The organism is Streptomyces katrae (assembly GCF_000966975.1).
GTDB classification, from domain to species: domain Bacteria; phylum Actinomycetota; class Actinomycetes; order Streptomycetales; family Streptomycetaceae; genus Streptomyces; species Streptomyces katrae.
Genome location: NZ_JZWV01000810.1, coordinates 1 through 2,810 on the forward strand (window position 1 = coordinate 1; position 2,810 = coordinate 2,810).

Sequence of the window (2,810 nt, forward strand, 5' to 3'; positions counted from 1 at the left end):
TGGCCCGCGGCGAAAGCGGCTCCGTGTTGCCTGCCATCGTCCTTTGTCCTCCTAGCGTCGGTGGCCCCAGCCTATCCAGTACCGGCCGGAGCCTTGACCGCGGCGCCCCAGGTCCGCCGCGGATCTCCTCATATATTCGCCCGTCGTACCCTTACGGCCATGCGACAGCGCCCCATCCCCGGTACCACCGGCCTCGTCCGCACCATGAGCCTGCTGGGTGATCCGGTGCTCCATTCCGCCTGCGCGGAGGTCACCGCCTTCGGGCCCGAACTCGACCGGCTCATCGAGGACATGTTCGCCACGATGTACGCCGCCCAGGGGGTCGGCCTCGCCGCGAACCAGATCGGCGTCGGGCAGCGGGTCTTCGTCTACGACTGCCCCGACGACGAGGACGTCCGCCACGTGGGACACGTCGTCAACCCGCGTCTGGTCGAGGCGGACGGGGACGAGTTCCTCGGCCCCGAGGGCTGTCTGTCGCTGCCCGGGCTGGAGGCGGGCACCGCCCGCTTCGACCGCGCGGTCGTCGAGGGGGTCACCTCCGACGGCAGCCCGGTGCGGATCGAGGGCACGGGCTTCTTCGCCCGCTGCCTCCAGCACGAGTGCGACCACCTCGACGGCACCGTCTACGCGGACCGGGTGACCGGTCTGCGCGCCCGCCTGCTGCGCCGGGCCATCCGCAAGACCTCCTGGGGCCGGGCGGCCGCGCAGCGGTAGCCCGGCCGGCGGCGCCGCGGCCGGGCCCGGGCGTCAGAAGCCCGGGCCGTCCTCGCGGTTGCCGGCGGTGGCCAGGCGGCCCCAGAGCAGGTCGGTGAGGCCGGCCACCAGGTCGGCCCGGGCGCACGGGCGTTCGCCGAGCCACCAGTCCCCGGCGGCGTGCATCATGCCGACGATGCCGTGCCCCCAGATCCGGGCGAGCTGCTCCCCGCCCGGGCCGAGGTCGACGCGTTCGCCCACCACCTGCGCCAGTTCCTCGCCGAGCCGGCGCAGCAGCGGGGCGGAGTGCAGGCCGACGTCGAAGCCGCGCTCGGAGCTCTGCGAGTCCTCGGCGGGGTGCATCAGGAACCGGTACACCTGGGGGCGGGCCTCGATGGCGGCGAGGTAGGTGTCGAGGGTGGACTCCACCCGGCTGCGGCGCTCGGCCGGGGCGTCGAGCGCGGCCCTCAGCGAGTCGAGCAGGGCGTCGGTGTGCCGGACGGCCAGGGCCTGGTAGAGCCCGGCCTTGTCGCCGAAGTGGCGGTAGAGGATGGGCTTGGTGATGCCCGCCTCCGCCGCGATGGCGTTCATGGAGGCCTTGGGGCCGTCCCTGAGGACGACGCGGTCCGCCGCCTCGAGCAGCTCGCGCCGGCGGCGCTCGCCCGCTCCCGGCTCCGAGGCCCCGGCCTCCTGGGTGGTCTGCATGACGTGTTCTCTCCCCGCCCTTGCGATGGTGCGTGACGCCCACGCAACGTAACACCCCGCACACCCTGACGTTCGAACCGGCGGTGCTTGACAGTGCTTACCGGCCGGTAACAGACTGTGGTCCTTGTTGATGTTACCGGCAGTAACCCGCGGGGCGGGTCTACCGGATGTGGCCGCACGGCCGTGTGAAGCAGCTGGAGGGGACATGGCGGAGTTCACCATGGAGCTCAACGAAGACCAGAAGCAGGTCCGCGACTGGATCCACGGCTTCGCCGCCGACGTGATCCGGCCCGCCGCCGCGGAGTGGGACGAGCGCGAGGAGACCCCCTGGCCCGTCATCCAGGAGGCCGCCAAGGTCGGCATCTACTCGCTGGACTTCTACGCACAGCAGTTCTTCGACCCCACCGGCCTGGGCATCCCGATGGCCATGGAGGAGCTCTTCTGGGGCGACGCCGGCATCGCCCTGTCGATCGTGGGCACCGGCCTCGCCGCCATCGGCGTCCTCGCCAACGGCACCGAGGAGCAGATCGGCACCTGGATCCCGCAGATGTACGGCACCCCGGACGACGTGAAGGTCGCCGCCTTCTGCTCCTCCGAGCCGGACGCCGGCTCCGACGTCGGCGCCATGCGCACCCGGGCCGTCTACGACCAGGCCAAGGACGAGTGGGTGCTGAACGGCACCAAGACCTGGGCCACGAACGGCGGCATCGCCAACGTCCACATCGTCGTCGCCGTGGTCGACCCCGAGCTCGGCACCAAGGGCCACGCCTCCTTCATCGTCCCGCCGGGCACCCCCGGCCTCTCGCAGGGCCAGAAGTTCAAGAAGCACGGCATCCGGGCCTCGCACACGGCCGAGGTGGTCCTGGAGGACGTGCGGATCCCCGGCTCCTGCCTGCTCGGCGGCAAGGAGAAGCTCGACGAGCGGCTCGCGCGGGCCCGGGAGAAGGCGAAGGCCGGGGGTGGTGAGCGGGTGAAGAACGCCGCCATGGCCACCTTCGAGGCCTCCCGCCCGGCCGTCGGCGCGATGGCGGTCGGCACCGCCCGGGCCGCGTACGAGGTGGCCCTCGACTACGCGAAGACCCGCACCCAGTTCGGCCGCCCGATCATCGACAACCAGGGCGTGGCCTTCCAGCTCGCGGACATGCGCACGCAGATCGACGCGGCCCGGCTGCTGGTGTGGCGGGCCTCGTGGATGGCGATCGCGGGCAAGCCGTTCACCGCGGCGGAGGGGTCGATGTCGAAGCTGTACGCGAGCGAGGTGGCGAAGAAGGTCACCGCCCAGGCGGTCCAGATCCTCGGCGGCAACGGCTTCACCCGGGAGTACCCGGTGGAGCGGATGCACCGGGACGCGGCCATCTACACGATCTTCGAGGGCACGAGCGAGATCCAGCGGCTGGTGATCGCCCGCACCC

Annotated in this window: 3 protein-coding genes; 2 read left to right on the forward strand and 1 reads right to left on the reverse strand. The window is 72.0% G+C overall.

Annotated features, from left to right (window positions below; all coding sequences use genetic code 11):
• Positions 1 to 159 precede the first annotated feature (159 nt).
• Positions 160 to 714, forward strand: a complete 555-nt coding sequence (gene def, locus VR44_RS27125; RefSeq protein WP_045950242.1) for a peptide deformylase — start codon at positions 160 to 162, stop codon at positions 712 to 714.
• A gap of 33 nt (positions 715 to 747) precedes the next feature.
• Here def and VR44_RS27130 read toward each other — a convergent pair whose 3' ends face one another.
• A complete protein-coding gene (locus VR44_RS27130; protein ID WP_045950243.1) occupies positions 748 to 1,398 on the reverse strand; it encodes a TetR/AcrR family transcriptional regulator in 651 nt (216 codons plus the stop codon).
• Between the two features lie 205 nt (positions 1,399 to 1,603).
• On the opposite strand from VR44_RS27130, the gene VR44_RS27135 reads away from it, so the two are divergent.
• Positions 1,604 to 2,810: acyl-CoA dehydrogenase family protein (locus VR44_RS27135; protein ID WP_045950244.1), on the forward strand; the 1,207-nt coding region annotated here is incomplete at its 3' end.

Coding starts and splice junctions, on each gene's coding strand:
- def (WP_045950242.1), top strand. CDS start 160: ATGCGACAGCGCCCCATCCCCGGTACCACCGGCCTCGTCCGCACCATG.
- VR44_RS27130 (WP_045950243.1), bottom strand. CDS start 1,398: ATGCAGACCACCCAGGAGGCCGGGGCCTCGGAGCCGGGAGCGGGCGAG.